Origin of the sequence: Anabaena sp. UHCC 0451, from assembly GCF_034931405.1 — a bacterium.
GTDB lineage: Bacteria > Cyanobacteriota > Cyanobacteriia > Cyanobacteriales > Nostocaceae > RDYJ01.
Genome location: NZ_JAYGHA010000017.1, coordinates 53484 through 78407 on the forward strand (window position 1 = coordinate 53484; position 24924 = coordinate 78407).

21 protein-coding genes are annotated in these 24924 nt (G+C 36.1%); 10 read left to right on the plus strand and 11 right to left on the minus strand.

Annotated features, from left to right (window positions below; translation table 11 throughout):
- Positions 1–230: 230 nt before the first annotated feature.
- The gene (locus VB694_RS13440; RefSeq protein WP_323360896.1) at positions 231–1094 is read left to right on the plus strand and encodes a diguanylate cyclase domain-containing protein; all 864 of its coding nucleotides are present in this window, start codon (positions 231–233) and stop codon (positions 1092–1094) included.
- Positions 1095–1168: 74 nt separating this feature from the next.
- Here VB694_RS13440 and VB694_RS13445 read toward each other — a convergent pair whose 3' ends face one another.
- The gene (locus VB694_RS13445; RefSeq protein ID WP_323360824.1) at positions 1169–2617 is read right to left on the minus strand and encodes a protein adenylyltransferase SelO; all 1449 of its coding nucleotides are present in this window, start codon (positions 2615–2617) and stop codon (positions 1169–1171) included.
- 114 nt (positions 2618–2731) lie between these two features.
- Entirely contained in the window at positions 2732–3307 is a 576-nt protein-coding gene (locus VB694_RS13450; RefSeq protein ID WP_323360825.1) for a GNAT family N-acetyltransferase, read from the minus strand.
- A gap of 57 nt (positions 3308–3364) precedes the next feature.
- On the opposite strand from VB694_RS13450, the gene bioB reads away from it, so the two are divergent.
- The 3 genes from bioB to VB694_RS13465 all read left to right on the plus strand — a co-directional run bounded on the left by bioB (position 3365) and on the right by VB694_RS13465 (position 10313).
- Positions 3365–4369, plus strand: coding sequence for a biotin synthase BioB (bioB, locus tag VB694_RS13455; protein WP_323360826.1), 1005 nt, complete (start codon positions 3365–3367; stop codon positions 4367–4369).
- 253 nt (positions 4370–4622) lie between these two features.
- Positions 4623–6353, plus strand: a complete 1731-nt coding sequence (locus VB694_RS13460; protein WP_323360827.1) for an EAL domain-containing protein — start codon at positions 4623–4625, stop codon at positions 6351–6353.
- A gap of 120 nt (positions 6354–6473) precedes the next feature.
- Positions 6474–10313 carry a GAF domain-containing protein gene (locus VB694_RS13465; protein ID WP_323360828.1) on the plus strand — a complete coding sequence of 1280 codons (3840 nt, stop codon included), beginning with the start codon at positions 6474–6476 and terminating at the stop codon, positions 10311–10313.
- A gap of 201 nt (positions 10314–10514) precedes the next feature.
- Here VB694_RS13465 and petL read toward each other — a convergent pair whose 3' ends face one another.
- Positions 10515–10607 (minus strand): cytochrome b6-f complex subunit PetL, encoded by a 93-nt coding sequence (petL, locus tag VB694_RS13470; protein WP_039203706.1) that lies wholly within the window; start codon positions 10605–10607, stop codon positions 10515–10517.
- Between the two features lie 180 nt (positions 10608–10787).
- On the opposite strand from petL, the gene aroB reads away from it, so the two are divergent.
- From aroB to VB694_RS13485, 3 genes are all read left to right on the plus strand, one after another.
- The gene (gene aroB, locus VB694_RS13475; protein WP_323360829.1) at positions 10788–11885 is read left to right on the plus strand and encodes a 3-dehydroquinate synthase; all 1098 of its coding nucleotides are present in this window, start codon (positions 10788–10790) and stop codon (positions 11883–11885) included.
- 309 nt (positions 11886–12194) lie between these two features.
- Positions 12195–12977: an HAD family hydrolase gene (locus VB694_RS13480; protein ID WP_323360830.1), complete on the plus strand. Its 783-nt coding sequence runs from the start codon at positions 12195–12197 to the stop codon at positions 12975–12977.
- Between the two features lie 75 nt (positions 12978–13052).
- On the plus strand, positions 13053–14228 hold the full coding sequence (locus VB694_RS13485; protein ID WP_323360831.1) for a DNA double-strand break repair nuclease NurA: 1176 nt from the start codon (positions 13053–13055) through the stop codon (positions 14226–14228).
- A 208-nt stretch (positions 14229–14436) separates the two neighbouring features.
- On the opposite strand, the gene ychF is transcribed toward VB694_RS13485, so the two are convergent.
- From ychF to VB694_RS13510, 5 genes are all read right to left on the minus strand, one after another.
- Positions 14437–15528, minus strand: coding sequence for a redox-regulated ATPase YchF (gene ychF / locus VB694_RS13490; protein WP_323360832.1), 1092 nt, complete (start codon positions 15526–15528; stop codon positions 14437–14439).
- 39 nt (positions 15529–15567) lie between these two features.
- Complete coding sequence (locus VB694_RS13495; protein ID WP_323360833.1) at positions 15568–15765, minus strand: hypothetical protein; 198 nt, start codon at positions 15763–15765, stop codon at positions 15568–15570.
- An 82-nt stretch (positions 15766–15847) separates the two neighbouring features.
- Positions 15848–16165, minus strand: a complete 318-nt coding sequence (locus tag VB694_RS13500) for a hypothetical protein (protein WP_323360834.1) — start codon at positions 16163–16165, stop codon at positions 15848–15850.
- Between the two features lie 36 nt (positions 16166–16201).
- Positions 16202–16843, minus strand: coding sequence for a HEPN domain-containing protein (locus VB694_RS13505; protein WP_323360835.1), 642 nt, complete (start codon positions 16841–16843; stop codon positions 16202–16204).
- Positions 16844–16857: 14 nt separating this feature from the next.
- Positions 16858–18090, minus strand: a complete 1233-nt coding sequence (locus VB694_RS13510; protein ID WP_323360836.1) for a DUF262 domain-containing protein — start codon at positions 18088–18090, stop codon at positions 16858–16860.
- A 97-nt stretch (positions 18091–18187) separates the two neighbouring features.
- Between VB694_RS13510 and VB694_RS13515 the strand changes: the two genes are divergently transcribed.
- A complete protein-coding gene (locus VB694_RS13515) occupies positions 18188–19651 on the plus strand; it encodes an aminotransferase class I/II-fold pyridoxal phosphate-dependent enzyme (protein ID WP_323360837.1) in 1464 nt (487 codons plus the stop codon).
- A gap of 109 nt (positions 19652–19760) precedes the next feature.
- Here VB694_RS13515 and trpC read toward each other — a convergent pair whose 3' ends face one another.
- Together trpC and VB694_RS13525 are read right to left on the minus strand one after the other, a co-directional pair.
- The gene (trpC, locus tag VB694_RS13520) at positions 19761–20636 is read right to left on the minus strand and encodes an indole-3-glycerol phosphate synthase TrpC (RefSeq protein WP_323360838.1); all 876 of its coding nucleotides are present in this window, start codon (positions 20634–20636) and stop codon (positions 19761–19763) included.
- Positions 20637–20889: 253 nt separating this feature from the next.
- Positions 20890–21168 (minus strand): HetP family heterocyst commitment protein, encoded by a 279-nt coding sequence (locus VB694_RS13525; protein WP_323360839.1) that lies wholly within the window; start codon positions 21166–21168, stop codon positions 20890–20892.
- 906 nt (positions 21169–22074) lie between these two features.
- Between VB694_RS13525 and VB694_RS13530 the strand changes: the two genes are divergently transcribed.
- Both VB694_RS13530 and VB694_RS13535 read left to right on the plus strand, forming a co-directional pair.
- Positions 22075–23679: a sensor histidine kinase gene (locus VB694_RS13530; protein WP_323360840.1), complete on the plus strand. Its 1605-nt coding sequence runs from the start codon at positions 22075–22077 to the stop codon at positions 23677–23679.
- 55 nt (positions 23680–23734) lie between these two features.
- Positions 23735–24598 carry a DNA-binding response regulator gene (locus VB694_RS13535; RefSeq protein WP_323360841.1) on the plus strand — a complete coding sequence of 288 codons (864 nt, stop codon included), beginning with the start codon at positions 23735–23737 and terminating at the stop codon, positions 24596–24598.
- Here the strand turns inward: VB694_RS13535 and VB694_RS13540 are convergent.
- A complete protein-coding gene (locus VB694_RS13540) occupies positions 24595–24918 on the minus strand; it encodes a DUF3082 domain-containing protein (RefSeq protein WP_323360897.1) in 324 nt (107 codons plus the stop codon). The two genes, VB694_RS13535 and VB694_RS13540, sit on opposite strands and share 4 nt — an antisense overlap.
- Positions 24919–24924 lie beyond the last annotated feature (6 nt).

Consider the following 24924-nt stretch of genomic DNA (forward strand, 5'->3'; position numbering starts at 1 on the left):
TTTTTTAATAAATTTTTTTATCCGTAAAATTACTGATGAGACGAATAAATGAAAATTTATCCCTAGTCAGATAGATAAACCTGTCAATGTAAAAACGTAAGAATTCAGGTGAGGTGATAAGATCCCCGACTTCTTTTATTTATTGTGTCCATAAATGATAAATTGATCTTAGAAGTCGGGGATCTGGGGATGAACGATTGCTATAGCTCAATACTTACGCAAAAACAGCGATTGAGACAGCAAAGAAACAACGTCCCGATTTGATTTTGCTGGATATAAATATGCCGATAAATATGCCGAAAATAAATGCTTATGAAGTTTATCTGCATTTGCAATCTCAGGTTGAAACTGTGAATATTCCCATAATTTTCATAGAAATACTAGAGCAAATTACAGACAAAATTAACGGCTTTAAGATTACCAAAAGAGACCACATTACAAAATCTTTTCAAGAATCAGATATATTATCACAAATGCAAAATAAATTGATTGTTAACCAGCGAAATCGAGAATTAATTACCTACAAACAGCAGTCAGAAAAAGCAAGAGAGGAATACAAGTTGGTTACAAAAGCTTTAGTTATGGATAATCATAATTTATACTCTGGGGTTCTTTTAAATGCAATGACAAGCACTGCTAATCGAGTCAAGTTTGATGAATATTTAAATCTGGAATGGCAAAAGCTTGCTAGTAAAAAATTACCTCTCTCTCTCTTATTATGCAATTTTGATTTTTCCCAAAATCAAAATCATGCTGATGCTAGTTTAACAGCAGATAATTGCTTACCACTAATAGCTCGAGAGATTAAATTAGTCGTGAAGAGATCAACTGATTTAGTATCTCGTTATGAACAAGAAAAATTTGCTATTATCTTATCTAATACTGATTCTAAAGGCGCTGTTTTTGTGGCCAAATTAATCCAAGAAAGAGTAGATAAGCTCAAAATTAATAACATTCCATTCACAGAAAATAAACTTTTTATCTTAACAATAGGAGTGGCCACGATTGTTCCTAATAAAAAGATGACTCCCAGCAATTTAACTGATATGGTCGAAAAAGCCATTGATAATGCAAAATTACAAGGGATAAATTAAGAAAATTTCATAAATATATCCCCGATTCATGGAAGAACCTGGGGATATTTTTTACATACTTATTAGAGGTTGTTTTACTGAAATTGCTGGACTAAATCATAAAAAGGTTGCCAATTATCTGCTTCAACAATTGGTTCCCAAATTGATTCAATCACAGGTCTTAATAAATTAGCTTGAGGATTGTATTTAGCTAGAGTCTGAGAAATAATTTCCATTTGGTGAGGATCGAAATTATTGAGAACTTTATGATAAAGTACACACCAATTATCAAAAAGTGCTGATGCTCCCAAGGCTGGAACAACCTCAGATTCATTCATCACAAAAGCTGGTTCATCACGCCATTTAATTGAAAAAGTGCGAGCCATATCCGCAAAAAATTGATGATAACTAACTTGACTATCTTTCAAAAAAGCAATTGTCAATTCTAAAAGATGATCAGCTTCTGTAAATTGCCAATCTTCAAAGCCCAATTTTTTCAACATCAAACTTCGATATTCAAGATGATAGTATTCGGCAAATTTAGCCAGACCATTTTGTAAATCACTAATATCAATTATTGCCTTTAAAGGTTCTTGCAACATTTCTAAATTTAATCGGCAAATGCTTGGTTGCTGACCATAACAATAGCGTCGATAATAATCAAAATAGGCAGCGGTAAAGTATAAATCATAGGTAGGAATAAAGGCATAAGGACCATAATCAAAACTCTCCCCTGTAATGGACATATTATCAGTATTCAGGACTGCATGACAAAAACCTGCGGCCATCCACTGTGCTACTAATTCTGCAACTCGCTGTACTAATTCAGCATAAAATAAAGCATATTTATCATTTTCATCTTTGAGATGTTGATAATATTGCTTAATAACATGATCTAACAAATTTTTAGTTAAATCAGGACGTTTTAAATAATGCAGTCGTTCAAAAGTGCCAAACCGGATATGAGATTTACTCATCCGTATCATTACTGATGAACGAGTCGGAGAAGGTTCATCTCCACGCCACAAACCTAAGCCTGTTTCAATCATACTCAAACAGCGGGAAGTTCTTACCCCTAAGCGGTTTAGTGCTTCTGCTGCAATGACTTCCCGTACTCCACCTTTGAGTGTAAGCATACCGTCACCACCACGAGAGTAAGGTGTTCTCCCTGATCCTTTTGTCCCAAAGTCGTATAATTCGTTATCAATTCCTCTGACTTGTCCATATAAAAACCCTCTACCATCACCTAACTGGGAGTTATATTCACCAAATTGATAACCGTGATAACGCAGGGCTAAAAAGGGTTTTCGTCCTTGGAATTTACCAAAAGCTGTGATAAAATCTTCGTCTTTAACTACTTGAGGATCAAGTCCTAAATGCGGTAATATTGCATCATTACGCCAACGTAGTATAAGTTGAGGAAATTCCTCGGCTGCAACTTCATCATAGTAGTCATTACCTAGAGATTCTAAGGCGCTTTCGTAGTTGAGAGATAGTAAAGGATTACCTGAATTTGTGTGGTTGGGAGTTTCAGCTAGTGTCATTATCGGCAAATTTTAATTGTTCTTCTTTTTATCTTACATCTGATATCATTAGATCCCCGACTTCTTAGAGAAGTCGGGGATCTGGATAGAAGTCGGGGATCTGGATATTGGATATTAATAAATACTTGGTTTCCAACTATAATTAGTGAGACTGGTGAGAATATGATCTTCCCATTGACCATTAATTAATAAATAGTCTCTAGCATATCCTTCAATGACAAAATTCAGTCTTTTGAGGACATTACCACTACGTCGATTGTGTGGCATATAATTGGCCATGATACGGTGAAAATTTAATTCTTTAAATACATATTCAGTTCCAGCTTTTAAAGCTTCTGTCATGTAGCCATGACTTTGTGCTGCTTCTGCTAAACTATATCCAACATTACAAAAACTAGCTGCTCCGCGTACAAAACTACTAAAATTGACAAGACCAATAATTTGCTGTGGCTTGATTTTGGGGTATATAAATAGTCTTAAAGAGTAGTCATGAAAGAATTCCCGATGATATTGTTCTATCTGATATTCCCAAAATTTTACTGTAAAAAAACCATCAACCCAACTTGGTGAAAATGGAGTAAGATAGGCTTTATTAATAGTAAAATATTTAAGAATTTGGGGTATATCTTCGGGAGTAGCCACTCTTAATAACAGACGATTGGTTGTAATTAGTGGCAGTTCTGAATTCATATACTAGAATTATTAATTTTGTGTATTTTAGTAACAATCTACAAAAGGATAGTAACGGTGGGAATACGCTACGATTGGCAGCAAGATGAGATTTTGGCAATCTATAATACACCATTTCTAGAGCTTATTTATCAAGCGGCTAGTGTACATCGCCAATTTCATAACCCAAAACAAATACAAGTTTGTAAGCTGATATCTATTAAAACAGGTGCTTGCCCCGAAGATTGTGGTTATTGCGCTCAATCTTCCCGCTACAAAACGGAGGTGAAGCCAGAAGCACTGTTAGAAAAAGAGACGGTGCTAAATATTGCTAAGACAGCCAAAGAAACTGGTGTAAGTCGGGTGTGTATGGGTGCTGCTTGGCGGGAAGTGCGGGATAATTCCCAGTTTGAGCAAGTCCTGGATATGGTCAAGGATGTTACCTCAATGGGTTTAGAAGTTTGCTGCACTTTGGGAATGTTGAATGCAAATCAGGCTAAACGCTTAGAAGATGCGGGACTGTATGCTTACAATCATAACTTGGATACTTCCCAGGAATATTACAGCACTGTAATTACTACTCGCACTTATGGCGATCGCTTGCAAACAATCGACAATGTGCGCCAAACTAATGTTACTGTCTGCTCTGGCGGTATTCTCGGCTTGGGTGAAAGCGTCGCAGATCGGGCAGGAATGTTATACACTCTGTCTAATTTACAACCCCATCCAGAATCTGTTCCCATTAATATTCTCTCACAAGTCCCCGGTACACCTTTGGCAGATCAGCCGGAAGTTCCTATTTGGGAAGTGGTGCGGATGATTGCTACCGCTAGAATTATTATGCCCGCTTCTGATGTGCGTTTAAGTGCGGGGAGGGCGAAACTTTCCCAAGTTGAACAAGCTTTATGTTTTATGGCTGGTGCGAATTCCATCTTCTCCAGCGATGATAACAAAATGTTGACGGTAACTACTCCTTGTCCTGATTATGATGCAGATCGGGAAATGTTGAATTTGCTGGGTTTGGAAATGCGTCCACCATTTCAAAAGCAGGAAAAAACACCAACTCCGGTAATAATGAAATAGTAGTACATAGTATGTAGTACGTATGGTGCGTTAGCGTCACCGTAATGCACCATATAAATACTTACATAAAAATACTGTACGTGTGCAACTACGTATGATTGACTAAATTATTTAAATTAAATTATGTAAATAATTCATCACTTATACCGTAGTGTTAAGAAATAGAAGTGGTGTATGATCATACAATAAGCTTAAGAAGCGATCCAAATTTTAATTTTCATCTTTGTATTACAATACAACAGGTAAATTCACTATGTATAAGATTCTTATTGTTGAAGATGAGCTTCAAATCAGAGAAAACATCCAGCAAATTCTTGAATTACAAGATTTTGCTGCCATTACCGCAGAAAATGGATGGGAAGGGTTACAAATGGCTCAAAAACATCAGCCAAATTTGATTATCTGCGATATCATGATGCCTTTATTAGACGGCTATGGACTGCTGAAAACATTACGTCAAGATGTTAATACGTCCGATATTCCCTTCATTTTTCTCACAGCTAAAGCTGAACACGCTGATTTGCGTCAAGCAATGAAACTTGGTGCAGATGATTATTTAACTAAGCCTTTTCAAGTAGATGAACTACTCCAAGTAATTTCAATTCAATTAGAAAAACATCAAATAGTTAATCAACAATATAAAGGTAAAATTGAGCAGATGGAAGCTCAAATTAATTATCTAGCACGTCATGATACCTTAAGTAATTTACCCAATCAACTCTTTTTAGAAGAGTATTTTAATCAAACCCGTGTTCAAGTTTATAATCAGGATGATCAATTTTTACCATTATTACTACTTGATATCAATATTCTCTACCAATCAAAATTATTATTGGAACCGAGTTTGAGACACTTTTTATGCAAAGATATAGGGGAACGACTCAACAACCTAAAGCACAATAATCAGGCTATTGATTTGATAGCTTATTTAGAAACCAATCAACTGGCATTATTATTAAAGCCCAGTCAAGATAGTAAAGTTGTTGCCGAAATTGCTCAACAAATTTTAGAAAGTCTATCGGACCCTTTATGTTTGAATAATCAGCAAATCTTGATTCAAACTAGAATTGGTATTTCCTGTTACCCAAATGATGGGTTACAACTAAATGAATTACTGACTCATGCGGAAATTACTCTAGAACATTATAAATTAGACAGAACAAATCGCTATCATTTTTATCATCAAGAAATACTCAATATTGTCTTTAGAAAAGTTATTTTAGAATGTGATTTTTTGTCGGCCATAGAAAACGGAGAATTTGAACTTTACTATCAACCTCAAGTCAATAGCAAGACTGGTAAAACTATGAGTGTTGAAGCTTTAATCCGTTGGAATCATCCTGAACATGGTTTTATTTCTCCGGCAGAATTTATTCCTATTGCTGAACAATCAGGTTTTATTATTTCCTTGGGAGAATGGGTTTTAAGAACCGCTTGTTTACAAATAAAAAATTTACAATTAGAAGAATTTGGCAATTTAAAATTAGCTGTAAATATATCTGCTTATCAGTTTCAAGAAGAGAATTTTATCCACCGAGTTGTAGAAATTGTTGAAGAAACAAATTTCGACATGAAGCAATTAGAATTAGAACTGACTGAAACTGTATTTATTCAAGACATTGAAGCAGTGAAATTAAAAATGAAAGAACTGAAATCTCAAGGTATTGAGCTATCTATTGATGATTTTGGTACAGGCTATTCATCTTTTAAATATTTGCGAGAGTTTTCTTTTAATAACCTGAAAATAGATAGATATTTTATTACCAGCATTGACAAGCTGACGGATAAGCAGTCAATTATAAAAGGTATAATTCAGATGGCACATCATCTGAACATCAATATTATTGCTGAAGGAGTAGAAACTCAGACAGAGCTAAATTGGCTAAAACAAAACGGTTGTGATGTTATTCAAGGCTATTTTTTCAGTCGTCCGTTACCCATAGAAAACTTGAAGATTTTTTTACTAGCTGAACATCAAAAATAAAATACAGCAGGGAACAGAGAACAGGGAACGGGGAACGAGGAACAAAACCAAATACCTGGAAAAAAATTATGATTCAGATTGTTATCCCTCAATAAGAAATCTATTTATTCAAATTTAAGAATGCTTATTTCTACCTCTGATCCTACTCAAACCAAATTAATGTCAGCTATCATTCGTCAACCCCTCATAGTGGCAGCGAATACAACTGTGATGGAAGTTATAGCCCAAATGAGTGGTGTAAGAACAGTTTGTGCAGTTTCCCATACTACTCATAGTCAAGAGGCAGATTTCGTCATAGATGCACGCTCAAGCTGTGTTTTAGTTGTCGAAAATAATGAACTAATAGGTATTTTCACTGAAAGGGATGTTATTAGATTAAGCGTCCAAAAACGAAATTTAGAGAATTTAGCCATTGGTGATGTCATGTCCCATCCTGTCGTCACCTTACGCGAGTCAGATTTTACTGACTTGTTTTTTGCGGTTAATCTCCTTAAACAACACAACATTCGCCATTTAGCAGTGGTTGATGAGCAAAATCAACTGCTGGGAATACTGACTCATGAAAGTTTGCAAAAACAAACCCGGCCTGTAGATTTGTTGCGGTTGCGGTTAGTGGATGAAGTGATGACGACAAAGGTGATTTGTGCGGCTGCGGATGTTTCTATATTCGAGATTGCTCGCTTAATGGCAGAGAATCGCATTAGTTCTGTGATGATTGTGGAAACAAAGGAATCCTTAACAATTCCCATTGGTATTCTCACTGAGCGCGATATTGTCCAATTTCAAGCCTTAAACCTGAATTTTGAAACCTGTCAAGCACAGACTGTCATGAGTACCCCCATTTTCTGTGTCAATTCCCATGAATCTCTGTGGAATGTACAGCAGATCATGGAACAGCGATTGATTCAGCGTTTAGCGGTGACAGGAACACAAGGTGAACTACTAGGTATCGTTACCCAAAGCAGTATTTTACAATCCCTCAGCCCCTTAGAATTATATAAATTAACGACAGTATTAGAACAAAAGGTATTGCAGTTAGAATCTGAGAAAATAGAACTGCTAGAACATCGCACTGTTGAACTAGAAGAACAAGTAGATGTGCGAACCGTTGCACTCAGGAAAAAAGCGGAGCAAGAGCGGTTAATTGCCACAATTTCTTCTCAAATTCGCTCATCTCTAAATTTACAAGATATTTTAGATACAGCAGTTACAGAAATTCGCGGATTGTTGCAATGCGATCGCGTAATTATTTACCAGTTCTACCCGGACTTTAGTGGTATAGTCCTCGCTGAATCTATTATTGCAGGTGGGCTTTCTGTTCTACATACACACCCCAATGATCCTTGTATTACTCCAGAATATATTGAACCTTACCGTCAAGGGCAAATTCGCGTAGTTAATGATATTTATTTGGAATCCATGACGCTTTGCCATCAGGAAATGCTGATAGGGTTGGATATTCGTGCCAAATTAATGATTCCCATCGTTGTGGAAGAGCAACTTTGGGGATTGATGTTAACAAGTTACCGTGATACTCCCCACTATTGGGAACTTGATGAAATTGAACTGGTACAGCAACTGTCAACTCAAGTGGCAATAGCTATTCAACAGGCAAATACTCACAACCAGCTAGAAACGGCTCTGAATCTATTACACCAAACAAATCAAAACTTAGAAAAGAAAGTTGAAGAACGGACTCAGGCGTTGCAAAATAGTGAGATAAAATATCGCAACCTTTCTGATCGTCTACAACTAGCAGTTAAATCTGCTCAAATCGGTATTTGGGATTGGGATATAGTTAATGATTGCTTAGTTTGGGATGAACAGATGTATAAAATCTATGGATTCAAAACATCAGAATTTTTGGGTGCGGTTGAAGCTTGGGAAAGGAGCTTACATCCAGATGATGCCACAAATACTAAGGCAATTTTACAGCAAGCTATTAGGGGCGAAAAAGATTTTGATCCTGAATTTAGAATAGTCTGTCCAGATGGTACAGTCCGGATCATTCAAGGTTACGGAATCGTTCAGAGAAATTCCCAAGGGCAAGCAGAACGGATGATTGGGGTTAATCTTGATATTACAGAACGCAAACAAGCAGCACGAAAAATTAAGCAACAAGCTGAAAAAGAATATTTGTTAAATCAAATTACCAAACGCATTCGTGAATCTCTTGATTTGGCAACTATTTTTAATACTGCTACTCAAGAAATCCGGCAAGTTATGAATGCAGATCGAGTAGGTATTTTCAAATTCGATCCTGACAGTAATTTTAACGATGGTGAATTTGTCGCTGAATCTGTAATTGCTGGTTTTCAATCTGTCCTAGAGATAAAAATTCATGATCACTGTTTTGGTGAAGAATATGCTGCTTACTATCAGCAAGGGAGAATTCAAGCAGTAAGTGATATTGATAATGCCGGATTACTAGATTGTCATCGTGATGTTTTAGCACAATTTCAGATTCGGGCTAATTTAGTAGTTCCATTAATTCATGAACAACATTTGTGGGGTTTATTGTGTGTTCATCAATGTGATCAAATCCGTCATTGGCAAGAGTTTGAGATTGAACTTATCCAACAATTAGCTAATCAATTAGCGATCGCTATTCAACAATCTAGTTTATATCAGCAAGTACAGTCAGAACTGAGCATTAGAAAGCAAGCTGAAAATGAGCTTTCCCTACAACTACAACGGCTAAAAATCACTCAGGAGATTACCCAAGAAATTCGCTCTACGCTGAATTTAAACGATATTTTAGCCACTATCACTCAAAAAGTTAAAGAATTAATGCAGGTTGAGCGGGTGATTGTCTTCCGTCTGTTTCCTGATGGTAAAAGTAAAATTGTGGAAGAAGTTATTGCTAACGGTTATGAGGCTTTAAAGGATCTTCATTGGGAAGATGAAACATGGTCAGAAGAGATTTTAAACTACTATTGGCAGGGAAAACCTCGGATTGTGCCTGATGTGATGAACGATATCTGGGCAGATTGCTTAAGAGAATATTCCTTAAAAGGACAGATTAAATCGAAAATTGTCGCTCCCATATTACAGGATTTAGGAGAAAATGAGTCCAGTCCCTGGGTAAATTCTAATAATAAGCTATGGGGCGTTTTAGTTGTTTATGCTTGTAGGACAAAACGCATCTGGGAAGATGCTGAAGCCCAATTATTGCAACAAATAGCCAATCAATTAGCGATCGCTATTCAACAAGCGGATCTATTTTACCAACTACAAACCTCCCTATCTAAAGAAAAAGAAGTTAGCGAAATGCGATCGCGTTTCATTTCTATGGCATCCCATGAATTTCGCACACCTTTAGCCATTATTGCCTCATCTACAGGCATTTTACAAAATTTTAGCGATCGCTTGACGGAAGATAGAAAACAAGGACACCTAGACACTATCCAAAAAAGCATCAAGCATACTGTTCAACTTCTCGATGATGTCCTGATGATTAATCGGGCTGAAGCTGAGAAGATGGAATTTAAACCAGAAATATTAGATATCATTGCCTTCTGTAGTAGTCTAAAACAAGAAATACAATCTACCACTGACAAACATATAATCGAGTTTACTGTTAATTCCCAAGATCCAATATTAGATAATAGTTTGTTTGTCCAATTTGATCCCAAAAATATCCGGCAAATTCTTACCAATCTCCTCACTAATGCCATAAAATACTCCCCTGAAAATAGTTTAATTGATTTTAGTTTGACAAAAGAAAATGAACAACTAATTTTCAAAATTAAAGATTCTGGTATTGGCATTCCTGAAGCAGATCAAGTAAATTTATTTAACTCTTTTCATCGTGCTTCAAATGTTGGTAATATTTCTGGTACAGGTTTGGGTTTGGCAATAGTCAAAAAATGTGTTGATTTACACAAAGGAGAAATTACGCTAGATAGTGAAGTATATCAGGGAACAACATTTACTGTGATCATTCCCCTAAAATACTAAGTAATCGTGCAAAATAAATTTTATTGATTTTGCATACTAGATACTATTGACAAAAATATTATTTGCTAATGCTAGATAATGCCAATACAAAATATAGGACTAATATTTAATTATTGGAATATATTTACAATACGTAGGGTAGGCATTGTCCACGGGATAAAACCCACATTGTGTGGGTTTAATTAGCGTCTAACTGTAAGCTTAGATTATCTTGGCTCCGCGTAGACCAAATAACAAGCCAACAGCTACACCCATGAACACGCCTAAAAAGACAATGTATTCAACTACAGCCATTTCGGTTTCTCCTCTTTTCTTTAGTTACTTATTTATATTGAATCACTAATAATTCGTAATTTGTAATTCGTAATTCGTAATTCACAAATATTCGTCCCAGTCCCCAGTCCCCAGTCCCCAGTCCCCAGTCCCCAAACTGCGGTAAAATACGCGGACGTGTGATCATATCAGGGTTGTTAAATGAGTTCTGTAATTAAAGTCGATATACCAGAAAAGTCTTATGAAATCACTGTTGCACCTGGAAGTTTAGATCAACTGGGTGAACAGATGGGGAGTTTGCAACTGGGTAAGAAGGTATTGCTGGTTTCTAACCCGATGATATTTAAACATTATGGCGAAAGAGCGATCGCATCCCTAAAAAATGCCGGCTTTGAAGTCATAACCTATAACCTCCCACCAGGGGAACGCTACAAAACTTTAAACTCCATCCAAAAAATCTATGATGTAGCCTTAGAACATCGGTTAGAACGTTCTTCGACGATGGTTGCTTTAGGTGGTGGTGTCGTTGGTGATATGACTGGGTTTGCCGCTGCTACCTGGTTAAGAGGAATTAACGTTGTCCAAATTCCTACAAGTCTGTTAGCAATGGTAGATTCAGCTATTGGCGGTAAAACCGGGGTAAACCATCCTCATGGTAAAAATTTAATTGGTGCTTTCCACCAACCCAGCTTAGTATTAATTGATCCTGAAGTCTTGAAAACCTTACCGGCAGCCGAATTTCGGGCGGGAATGGCGGAAGTGATCAAGTATGGCGTAATTTGGGACGCTGAATTGTTTACTCAATTGGAAGCGAGTAAGCACCTTGACCAACTCCGCTATGTAAAATCCGACCTGATAAATTACATATTAACTCATTCTTGTCAAGCGAAAGCAGATGTTGTGAGTAAAGATGAAAAAGAATCTGGACTGCGGGCAATTTTAAATTATGGTCATACTATCGGCCATGCTGTGGAAAGTTTAACCAATTATCGGATGTTTAAACATGGTGAAGCTGTGGGTATTGGCATGATAGCGGCGGGTGATATTGCTGTAAAATTAGGACTTTGGCAAAAAGCCGACACAGAACGTCAAAACGCACTGATTAAAAAAGCAGGTTTACCGACAAAATTACCAGCAAATTTAGATATTGCAGAACTTATTGATGCTTTGCAATTAGATAAAAAAGTCAAATCTGGGAAAGTGCGGTTTGTGTTACCCACTCAAATAGGTGAAGTGAAGGTGACAGATGAAGTACCCACAGATATTATTAGGCAAGTATTAGAGGAAATGGCAGGTTAGAAAGTTTCCAGATAATATATAGAGTTGACACTCCCCGGTCTAAAGACACGGGGATTCTGAAGCAGCCCAAAAACGGACTCATAAAACCTGCAAACGCAGGTTTATATCAAGACAGCGACAATGATGCACTCAGTTTAGCGATCGCCATTGCACCTATACATGGTAATGCCGATGCTCAACCCCTACCTATAAAATCAAACGATTAAGCCATTTTGAGTATATTGTGAAAACAGAAGGGCGGAATTTCAGATACAATAAATAATTTCCAGTTCGGGTAAGCTAAAAAAAGCAGTTTTTTACCTCAGAACAATGACAGCCAATAGTCCCACAATTTTAGCCTTAGACTTTGATGGAGTGATTTGCGATGGACTAATTGAATATTTTGAGGTAGCATGGCGTACCTACTGTCAAATTTGGTCATCTGCTAAGGACACACCACCGGATGATTTAGCTTTAAGATTCTATCGTTTGCGTCCTGTAATTGAAACCGGTTGGGAAATGCCTGTTTTAATTAAAGCCTTGATTGAGGGTTTTTCTGATGAGAAAATTCTGCAAGAATGGGTAAATATTACCCCCCATATTTTAGCAGCAGATAATCTGGAAGCGAAAGCAGTTGCTAGGAAACTTGACAGTTTGCGAGATGAATGGATAGCTACAGATTTAGATGCTTGGTTAAGTTTGCATAAATTCTATCCAGGAGTGATAGAAAAACTCAAAATGACTCTTGATAGTGGAGTACAGTTATTTATTGTGACAACAAAAGAAGGGCGTTTTGTTAAACGATTGTTACAAAAAGAAGGAGTTGATTTACCAGATACAGCAATTTTTGGGAAAGAAGTAAAACGCCCAAAATATGAAACTTTGCGAGAATTAATTGAGAAAGCTGAACATAAACCTGTGAAGTTGTGGTTTGTTGAAGATAGACTAAAAACATTACAATTAGTGCAACAACAGTCAGATTTAGATCATGTGCAACTTTTCTTAGCAGATTGGGGCTATAATACGCAACCAGAAAGGGAAGCCGGACAAAATGATGCACACATTCGGGTAATTTCACTTTCTGATTTTTCTCAAGATTTCTCTAGCTGGTAAAAAACTAGATCCCCGACTTCTTGGAGAAGTCGGGGATCTGAATCTTCAAAATTATGAATTACGAATTAATTTATTATGCTTGATTTAACAAAAATAGCAGGACAAATGCAAGGTTTAAGTGAGCATCTTTCCTCAGAAGTTGCTGAAAGTAACCGCAGGTTGGAATTAGCAAAGGAATATTTAAAACAAGCTTGTGAATGTCAAAAAGAATTACTAGAACGTCAAGAAAAATGGCGCGATCGCATACTTTTTGCTAATGCTACACCCATCGAACCTTTAGAAACCTGTATTGATATTCCCACTCCCCCCAAAGTTCATACTGTCATCGCTACCGATGGTTCTCAAATTGCGCCTAACCATCATGAAATTGCGTATTGTTACTTATTAAATATCGGACGAGTAGTTTTACATTATGGTCAAAATCGCCACCCACTTCTCGATAGTTTACCGGAGGTATTTTATCGCCCAGAAGATTTGTATATCGCCCGTCAGTGGGGTTTAAGAACCGAAGAATGGATGAGTCATCGCCGTACTGCTGATGAAACTACGGTATTAGCAGAACTAGCTTGTAGTGAAAAAACCGAAGCACCAGCTTTAGCGATGGTTGATGGTTCCTTAATATACTGGTTTTTAGATCAATTACCAATGGATGCCCGCGATCGCATCTTACCCCCCATTTTAGAAGCTTGGCAACAATTACGTAAAGCGGAAATTCCCGTTATGGGTTATCTTAGCGCCGCCCGTAACATCGAAGCCACAAACTTTTTACGGTTGTTAGCTTGTCCTCATCCCGTCCCTGACTGTATCAGTTATTGCCCCGATCAACTAGAAGCTGTACCGTGTAAAAAATTTGATAATTTACGAGATACAACTTTATCTACAACCCAACTGCAACCAGGACAGAGAGGACCCCTATGGCGTAGTAACAACCGCATTTTACAACTTTATGAAGACCAAACTATTTATTTTTGCTACGTTCACGTAGGTACGGAAATTGCCCGGATAGAAATTCCTATGTGGGTAGCAGAAAATTCTAGTATGTTAGATCAAGCATTGGGGTTAATGTTAGCACAGGTACAAAAAGGATACGGTTATCCTGTGGCAATTGCGGAGGCGCATAATCAAGCTGTAGTCAGAGGTGGTGATAGAAACCATTTCTTTGCGCTTTTGGAAAGAGAAATGATTAAAGCTGGTATAAAAAATGTCGGAACTTCCTATAAAGAAGCCAGAAAACGAGGAAGTATCGCTTAATAAAATTTTGGATTTTGGATTTTGGATTTTGGATTGTAAAAATATGTTCAATAACCGCAGATGGACGCGGATGAACACAGATAAATTATCTAACGATAAGATCCCCGACTTCTTTTGTTATCTTGTAAATAAATTATGAATTGATGTCAGAAGTCGGGGATCTGGATATGTTAATCTGCGTTTAAAACACGTTTAAAACATCATTTACCTAAACATTAAATCGGAATAACATCACATCCCCTTCCTGCACAATATACTCCTTACCTTCACTTCTGACTAACCCTTTTTCCTTTGCACCATTCATTGAACCATGAGTTACTAAATCATTATAAGCAACGGTTTCTGCACGAATAAAACCCCGTTCAAAATCAGAGTGAATGACACCAGCAGCTTGAGGTGCAGACATTCCCGCGTTAATTGTCCAAGCACGGGTTTCTTGAGGACCACAAGTGAAATATGTCCGCAAACCTAAAAGAGCGTAAGTTGCACGAATTAAAGATTTTAAACCGCCTTCTTTTACACCCAAAGATTCGAGAAAATCAGCTTTATCTTCTTCTGGTAATTCGACTAATTCCGCTTCAACTTGTGCAGAAACAATCACAACTTGGGCATTTTCTCCAGAAGCAACTTGTCGCACTTGTTCAACAAAATCATTACCTGTTGCTAAGTCATTTTCAGAAACATTAGCAGCGTAAATAATTGGTTTATTTGTGAGTAGTCCTAAACCTTTAATAATTGCAGCTTCTTCTTCATTTAAACTCACTTGACGGACAGATTTACCTTCATTTAAAGCCGCAGCTAATTTTTCCAGCACAGTGATTTCAAATTGTGCATCTTTGCTGGTGCGTGCTTGTTTGCGAGTTCTGTCAATGCGTTTTTCAATTTGCGATAAATCTGATAAACCAAGTTCTAAATTAATGATTTCAATATCTCGCGCTGGGTCTACAGAACCGGCAACGTGAATGATATCATCATTTTCAAAACAACGCACAACATGAACTATTGCGTCAACTTCACGAATGTGGGATAAAAATTGATTACCCAGTCCTTCACCTTGACTTGCACCTTTCACCAAACCGGCGATATCGACAAACTCAACACGAGCAGGTATAATTTGTTTAGAAGTGGCAATTTTGGCGAGAACGTTTAACCGGTCATCTGGTACTGAGACAATGCCAACATTCGGTTCAATTGTACAAAAAGGGAAGTTAGCAGCTTCGGCTTTAGCGTTAGCTACGACAGCGTTAAATAAGGTTGATTTTCCGACGTTGGGAAGTCCGACTATTCCGGCTCTTAGCATTGTAGATTTTTAGATGTTGATTGCAATTATAAGGATAATTTAAACAGGTCGAGGAATGGTTTGGGGAATTGGACCAGGTACTGTTTGGGGAATTGGTGCTGGTACTGTTTCCGGTACTGGTTCTGGGAACGGTGGAGGAATAGTTGGTTCTGGTCGAGGTTCGGGACTGGGTAGGGGGTTGGGTCCAGGAGTTGGTATTTGCGGTTCGGGTATGGAGATAGCGGTGGGATAAAGCATGGTAAGTCTAATTGATTCGACTTTTCCAAGCTAGATGATAACTTAAACCGTTGACATCTTCCCAAATGGCTATACTCAAATTTTAGTTATTACGATTTTCCCACAACTCTAATAAAGCAACTGTCCCTACAAAAAATGTATAAATTGCATATTTGATGGGGTTGTGATTTTGAGCAGGTGCATAAAAAGCTGCAATTATTCCTTCGACAAAATGCGCTGAGAGTGCAATATGAGCAAGTATTAAAGCGGGAGTTAATATAGTTGGTAGTTGGCTGTTAGTTGTTACTGTTTGGATGTTCCATAATTCTAATCCTATGGCGCTGGTGATGAGGGGGATGGAGATGAATTTGATGATGGTGAATAATTTTTGTTTGATAGGTTTGATGTCTTTGAATATCATTTCGCCTGTTTTTCTCTAGTAATTACATTGTACATTTTACTTCATTAAATTATTAATTAATTCATCAATTATTAAAATTTCCTGAGTAATTTGTTTGACGGTATTTATTTCTGTTGCTGGATCTGGGGGTCGTATAGTAATGTAAGATGTAGATGATTTATGCGCTACTTCACCTCGATTTTCTCCAAATGTATTCATAATAGCCAGCCAAGCTGGATCTAAATCATCACTATCTATACCAATTGGTAATAGCAAAGCCAAAATATTTTCTTCTTTGACTCCATGATTTTGATTAATCACCCTATTAAAATGTTCTAATGATAAATCTATTTTTTTATTGATTTTTATTTTCTCTTCTTTAACTGTTTTGCTGCCTTTTTTTGGTGTTAGTGTATCTGGTGGTTCATCCATATTTAAACTAGAGAAACCAAGTAAACATATTAGAGTACGGCGGGTTTCTCCTTTGTTATCCCAGGCTTTTTTTGCATCTAGAACTACTTCCCTAACTCTATCTTCTAGATATGATTCGATTTCAGCATGAGCTAAAACTCTATATGCAAGAGTTCTCATTAACTGTCTATCAGAATATAAACCTGTAGGACTAATTTTAGGTAAAAATTGCTTTTTTAACCTATTTAACTCCTTGGTTAAAGTACGAAATCTAGCAGATTTTGGCATATTATATAAATACCCTACCTCAACCCGTTAAAAATTATCCGATTATCAACAAGTTCAGGTAGGTTAAAATCTACATCCAAAACTGTTAATAGACTTTCACCCCATAATCTTAGACGATTATACGTTTCAGTAATATTCTGTGTTCTCCGTTCAATAGCTTCCTGAAAACTTCTGTCTGTTGAACATAAATCTTTAAAAGCATTTTCAACGTTTTTCTGATTTCTTTCCGCAGAGTTCCTAATATTTTCATCTTTAAAGTAAAAAACCATCACATCTAAAATTGCTCGATTGAATTGGATTTGATATTTTTGTTGTTTACTTGACCACATACGAGAGAAGTTTTTTTCTCCAAATATATTAATAGTTGTTTGTACTGCTGCTTCAAATTCATTGACTAAATTTTCAATTTCTTGTTGCTGAAATCTTTCATTAAGCTTTTCACAAGTCATATCAAGAAATTTTTTTAAATTGCCACGATATTCATTGAGAAAATAATGAAAAGCTATATAACGCAGTAGTAATTCAACATCACGCATCCGAAAATCAGGATCTGGTGATTTAAATATTTGTCTTAAAGCGTTGCTTTTAATTGATTTGTCATCTAAAAAATCAATAAAATCACCGGGATGTAATGCTTGTCTGAGTTCTTGCGGTGATAGTGGAGTGCTTTCTACATTCAATCGTAAGAAGATTTTATACAGTAAATTTTCATTTTTCCAATTGCGAACTAATATAGTACGAATAGTTTGGTTATCTAGTGAGTTTAGTTCTGAATTTAGAACAATATCATGTTTTAAGTTTTCATATTTTTTACCTATTAAATAACGTTTAAATTCTAAATCTCTCAGAGCAAAAGCATTATTGGGAGTTTCTTCACTTCTTCCATAAAATTGCAGAATGGTTAATAACCTTTGTTTTCCATCAAGAACAATAAACTTACTTTTTTGTTTGGGTAGAACAGCTAATACTATCTGTGGTACAGGAAACCCTAGTATTAGTGATTCTATAAATCTACTTTTACGCTTTATACTCCAAGCGTCTCTGCGTTGAAATTTAGGATTTAGCTGTATATTTCCACGCACAATTTGGTCAAATATTGTTGCGGTTGTCCAGTCACTACCAGAAATAACTATTTGTGATATTTCCTCTAATTCAGGATTTAAGTTACTCTGAGAATCATACTCAATTTCTTGGTCTTCATCTTCAAAAAATATTACTTCTTCTTCTGTTGTAAATTTAGTCTGCATAGAATTTCATCAGAAACCAAAATAGTCTATTAATTAATTATATGCGATAACTTATCAATTTCTACCTTGACATCTAAACGCTTCATTTCCCCCCAAAATGCTCAACCAAAACCAAACCCCCCTCATAGATGCCTTAAAAGCCTCCATCTCCCGTCCCCATGCCCCATTTTACACCCCAGGACACAAACGCGGTGCGGGAATTTCCCCAATTTTAACTGATTTACTAGGTAAAGATGTCTTTCGTGCTGATTTAACAGAACTGGCAGAATTAGATAATTTATTCACTCCTGAAAGCGCAATTTTAACAGCACAAGAATTAGCAGCAGAGGCTTTTAGTGCTGAGAAAACTTGGTTTTTAATTAATGGTTCAACCTGTGGAATTGAAGCCGCAATTATCGCAACTTGCGGAACAAATGATAAAATTATTCTGCCTAGAAATGTGCATTCTTCAGTTATTTCTGGATTGATTCTTTCTGGTGCAATTCCTATTTTTATTAATCCCGAATATGATGAAGATTTAGATATTGCTCATAGTATTACACCGGAAGATTTAAAAACCACTTTAGCAAAACATCCTGATGCTAAAGCAGTGTTAACAGTTTACCCTACTTATGACGGTGTTTGTGGAGATTTAAAAAGTATTGCCCAAATCACCCATCAATATAATATTCCCTTACTCGTAGATGAAGCACATGGCGCACATTTTGCTTTTCATAATAATTTACCTACCTCAGCTTTAACCGCAGGTGCAGATTTAACAATACAATCAATTCATAAAACATTGGGTGCAATGACACAAGCATCAATGTTACATATTCAAGGAAATAGAATTAATATTGATAGATTAAATAAAGCCTTACAATTAGTTCAATCTACAAGTCCCAGTTTTATTCTTTTAGCTTCTCTTGATGCTGCACGTCAACAAATGGCTATCAATGGCGAAAAGTTGATGTCTCAAACTTTGCACTTAGCTGAAATAGCAACAGTTAAAATTAGTCAAATTCCTGGTTTATCTGTTTTGGAGATCCCCCCAACCATTAAAAAGGGGGGATTTTTTGATTTGGATCAAACACGGTTAACTGTTAATGTTTCCGAATTAGGTTTAACAGGATTTGCGGCTGAAGATATGCTCAATGAAATGGGTGTAACTCCAGAATTTTCATCCTTACAAAATCTGACTTTTATTATTAGTTTAGGTAATAAAAAATCAGATATTGAGGTATTAGTGCAAGGGTTGAAAAAATTGCCTCAAATACCACAATTGAAAGGTCAATACAAAATATGTAAATATAGAAACGATGCTATGATTGACAATATTCTGTGCATTTCTCCCCGTGAGGCTTTTTTTGCTAATAGTGAAACCATCCCTTCGGAGAAAACTGTCGATAGAATTTGTGCAGAAAATGTTTGTCCCTATCCTCCAGGAATTCCCGTATTAATGCCCGGAGAAATAATCAAAAAACCAGCTTTAGAATATCTGCAACAAATTCAGTCATTAGGGGGATTTATTAGTGGTTGTGTTGATTCAAGTTTGCAAACTTTAAAAGTAGTAAAAATATAGATTCTATAAAAAATTCAGGATTCAGCAGTAGGGGTTTAGCACTGCTAAACCCTTACAGGAGTCAGGAAGATGAAGAAGTTATTTTCTGTCACCTGTCACCTGTCACCTGTTAAACTGCCTTTTTCACAAGGTCTTTATAAACGGGAACTTTGGACTTTAGTAAACTCTTTACAGCCTCTTCTAAATCTCCTTCTTGTAGTAAAGAATCTCCCATCAAAACTGCATTCACACCAGCATCAGCCATCAGGGATAAATCAGCAGGTGTCTCCATTCCCGACTCACTGACAACCAAAATCCCTAAATTTTGTAAATGCGATCGCCGCGCTGCCATTAATTGTTGAGTAGTGCTAAGATTAACAGTAAGGTCTTCTAAACTGCGGTTATTAATTGCGATAATGCGGACATCATCTAACTTGAGTACCCGATCTAATTCACTTAAGTTATGAACTTCGACTACAGCATTCATTCCCAAATAGTGAATCACCCGCAAAAAGTTATTTATCTCCTCATCTTTCAAAATAGCTGCAATTAATAATACTGCATCTGCACCTGCTGCTCGTGCTAAATAAATTTGACAAGGATCAAGAATAAAATCTTTACACAACAGCGGTAATGTTATCCGATGTCGAATAATACGTAGATGATCAAAACCACCTTGAAAAAACTTTTGGTCAGTCAGAACAGATAGACAAGTTGCTCCACCACGTTCATAAGATTTAGCGATCGCTAAAGGATCAAAATCTGGTCTAATTACATCTTGATTAGGTAATGCTTTTTTTACCTCTGCAATTAGGCTAGGTTTGTAAAGACTCTGCTGCAAAGCAGTAAAAAAATCTCGTACAGTTGGAGCAGCCGTTAATTGACGTTGCAGAGACGCTAAAGACATTTCTTGCTGTATTTGTGCAACTTCTAGCTTTTTCTGCCAGACAATCTCTCTGAGAATTGGTTGCAGACGATTATTAGACATAGTGACAGGGTAAATCATGATGAGAATAAACTAAGAATTAACAGTTAACAATTAACCATTAAAAAATTGCTACTTTGATATTTCTCATGAGAAGTAATGAGAAATTTATTAACCAAAAATTCTAACAAAATTATTTAAAACCGTGCAGGTGGATTGACAAATTATCTCTTCTACCTAAAAATATTGTCGGTAAACCCACCCCAACGGCTACTGCAAAATTGCCAACCAAACTAATTAGCTCAAATTGGCCGATTTTCAAATCTTGGCATTGTTAGTAATGAATCCAACTTGATTTAAGATCAAACATTTCTACCTCTTTTTTCGCAGTTGAATTTTGCTTAGAACCACCCAGGAGGCAATTATTTTTGAGTAATCTGATATAAGTACGGTAGGGTATATAGTCAATAGGATTATGTCCAGAAAAACGCAAGAGTAAAACACAAGCCCAAGAATACTTACCAGCTATAATTGCCTTGACTATTTGTTCTATTTGTTCGGTATTGATTTTCTTATTAATTTGTCTATTATAATCAGCAACGTTTTGACTCATGGTATGCACTCCTATGTGTGAATCAAATCAATAACTTCCAAAATTTTCCTGACCTTTAAAAATTCTCAGCACCATGGAAGTAGTAGTAGATCATGCTGAGACAAACACCTGCTGATGACAAATTTTGCAACCGAATTAATATTTTTATCGGTTTTTGTGAAATGAGGGGCAGATTTAACCAGCTATATCACCATTTTTCCCTAATAGATATAGAATTCAACCTGCCGATACAGATTAACTGTTTTGCATAAACAGCTTGTTTCTTAAGCCTACTCAAAGTTCAGCACTGAATAAATGAACTATTTTTTGATCAACTTGTCTATTTTTTCGATCCTGTATTTTCTTAATATTAGTTCTGACGACCTTTTTTATTAATCATAGTTTTATCAAATGGAGTAAGTAGAATGAAGATTCAAACTTTTGTATAGGTAAACACATTGATTCTTAACAATTGCTATGTCTTTGGTAGGATGTCCTACGCCCATTGGTATATGGTAAACTAAAATCTATCTCTTATGATAGATGTCTTGACGTATTTATATATAGTTAAATCCCTTTTATAGTAAATTTGGGAAAATTCAAAACTCTAAATATTTATCCAAAAAAATAGAAGGACACATTTAATTGATTAATTTAATAAGAAACTATCAGTAGTTTCAATCTCATGAAGAAAGTTTCCCACTTCATCAGTTTGACATAAGGCTTACTTAATTACACTCAAATTAGTTGACAAAAAATACTTAGTTTAGAATCTAATGCCAATTAGATATGCAACAAAATTGAAGCTATGATTTTTTATTGTTAAAATTAAGCTTGAGCCAATTTAATTTTTAACTTATACCAATAATGATTATCTCAAAAATGGCTACATGATGTATTAACCAATTTTCAGGAGCAAGTAGAAATATGAATTCTGGGGATTATATTGTAGAAAAATTCAAGTATAAATTTAGTTTTCAGCCAGAGTTGGAGCTAAATTGTAGTAATTTTCTCATCAATGAAATTGGGATTGCCGCTTTTTGTTTAGGAGAAAACGCACAGTTTCTTTATGTTAATAAAGCCACCTGCGCTCTCACAGAATATTCCCAGGAAGAATTACTTTCCATGAAGCTAGTTGATTTAGATGTAGATTTTTTATTACACAACTGGTCAGAAAAATGGCAACATCTCCAAAATATCAAGCGATATTCCTTTAAATCGCGCTATCGCACCAAGGGAGAAAAAATATTTTTAGCTGAGGTAAATCTTATCTATCTAAAATACCAAGATCACGAATTTTGCTGTGCTTTGATTCGTGAAAAAGGTGATGAGTTGATAGAGTTAACTATTAAAAAATGGATTGACGAAGGTAGAACAGCAAAAGAACATTTACACCACCAACAAATTGCAGAAATTAAACCTCGAAATATTGAAACCTTACTGAAACTAAGAGATTCTAGATTTCGCACCTTGCTAGAAGCTATTCATGCTAGTATTTTCTTAATTCAAGGTACACAAATTCGCTATGTCAATCCTGCGGTGGAATTATTGACTGGTTATTCTCAACAAGAACTATTAGCAGGTTTTGATTTTAGTCAACTCATCAAGAGTAGAAAATCCCAGCCTATTGAAGCAGCTAACTGTGAATATCAAGAGATAAATATCCTTACTAAAGACGGTACAGAGCGATGGTTAGATGTGGTAGTAACTCGGTTGGATGGAGGGATAGATTTTGATGGTCAAGAAGTGGAAATCCTGACAGCTATTGATATCACAGATTACAAAAATTCACAATTAGAATTGCATCAGACTTTAGAGCAAGCGCAACAACTTAGCAAACTGAGAGCGGATCTTATTCCTATACTCTGTCATCAATTTCGTACACCACTAAATATTATTTCATTTTCTAATAGCTTACTGAAACGACATATAGATAAATGGGAAAGGGAAAAAATATTAATATTTTTGGAACATATCCGCACATCTGTTAAACAAATAAATCAGGTATTGGATGATATCTTATTTTTATCTAAAACAGAATTAGTCAAAACTATATTTGATCCTACAACAATTAATTTATTAGAGTTATGCCAAAATTTGATTACTAAAATATTGATTATTCATAACGATAGATATATTGATTTTCATAATCAAGGAAATTGTTTAAATGTATGGATTGATCCAAAAATGCTGGAACCTATTCTGAATAACTTACTCGATAACGCAATTAAATATTCTCCCCCTAGCAGTATGGTGGATTTGATGGTTTGTTGTGACCAGGAGAAAATAACATTTCGGGTTAAGGATAAAGGTATTGGTATTCCCGAAATAGATCAACAAAGACTTTTTGAACCATTTTATCGAGGTAGCAATGTCAATAATATTTCGGGAACAGGACTGGGCTTATCCATTGTTAAAACTCTAGTTGACTTATATGGAGGTCAAATTACAGTAGTTAGTAAGATTGGTGTAGGTACTACATTTACTGTGGTTTTACCATCAGTTCTCTGTTGTGATTCTGGAATTACTTAAAGCTCAATGTAGATATTATTAATCATTCTCTGTAACAACTTTTATTGGTTTCAAAATGATACGCGAATCGTCGAAAATGATTCTTGTAATTGAAGATGATGCTACTACCCGCCATCTCTTCTTAGACGGTCTTCAAGCTGAAGGTTTTGTGACGATAGGAGCAGAAAACGGTCAAGTTGGTATTCAGAAAGCACAAGAGTATTTACCTGATTTGATCATTTGTGATCTGATCATGCCATATATAGATGGTTACAGCGTTTTAACTCAGCTACGTCAAAATCCTCTGACAGCAATTATTCCTTTTATTTTTCTTACAGCTAGTAACTGTAAGGCATCAATTAGAAAAGGGATGGAGTTGGGAGCAGATGATTATTTAAGTAAACCTGCTACAGTCGATGAGTTGCTAAAAGCAATTACTATTCGACTAGAAAAGCAATCTCTTCTCAGATTCTGGTATACTACCAACTTTCATCAAGTCTCAGAACTTCGCTCTACATCAGGAAATTCCGAGTCAATTTTTCCCGACATTCCCCACTTTAAAAAAGTTTTTGACTATATCGAGGCTCATTATCATCAAGGGATTACTTTATCTGATGTCGCGCAAGCTGTTGGTTATTCTCCAGCTTATTTAACTACCCAATTATCTAAACAAACAGGAGAAAGTGTTAACACTTGGATTGTCAAGCGCCGGATGACAGAAGCGTGTTCCTTGCTGAAAAATACTAATCAAACAATTGAAGAAATTGCTGCAAAACTGGGTTATCAAACTGCTTGTTATTTTTCCCGCCAGTTTAGCAAACATCACGGTTTATCTCCCACAATCTGGAGAAAACAACATCAATTAGTTCATGTTTCCACATCTTCAAATCTGAAGTTTATCACATCTCGCTCTCCGTTAATAAACTCTATTCCTTGTTAATTATTCTTGGCTGTTGTTAACTGCTGTATTACTAATTGTACAGCTAAGGCTAACAAACCCAAAGCCACAAATCCAAATATTCCTGTTCCCAAAGCTACCACTCCTACAACTAGGGTACGAACAGCAGAGCCTATATTGATTACCATTGGGTTATCGGAATGAATAGGTTTGGTAGCAAATGTGGTGGCGATCGCTATCATCAAAGAATACATCGCAAATGCGAATCCTCCTGACATTACCGCCCCCATTATACATCTTAATGGTGTTGGTGGTACTTGTTCGTTTGTATCTTTTAATGGCTTAACACTGGGTTCATTCATAATTTG